The 252-nt window shown below is 60.3% G+C and carries 1 protein-coding gene; it reads left to right on the forward strand.

Annotation, left to right across the window (positions count from 1 at the left end):
• A partial coding sequence (locus tag CE491_RS00030; protein WP_199884899.1) for a transposase occupies positions 1-252 on the forward strand: 252 nt, incomplete at both ends.

Genomic DNA, 252 nt, shown 5'->3' on the forward strand with positions numbered 1-252 from the left:
CGCCAATGGTGTTCCCTTACGCTTCATCCTTTCATCGGGACAAGCCAGCGATATCGCCCACGCCCAACCGCTGTTGGATCAGGTGCGAATTCCCGGTAAGCCGGGGCGGCCACGCAAGCGTAGTCGCTGGTTACTGGCTGACAAAGGCTATGACGCAGAACACCTGCGTCATTACTGCGACCGTTATCGAATGCAGCCTGTGATCCCGCTACGCGCCATGCCACGCAAACCCCGGCCTGGCTTGCCCCGACT

Origin of the sequence: Pseudomonas bohemica (assembly GCF_002934685.1) — a bacterium.
GTDB lineage: Bacteria > Pseudomonadota > Gammaproteobacteria > Pseudomonadales > Pseudomonadaceae > Aquipseudomonas > Aquipseudomonas bohemica.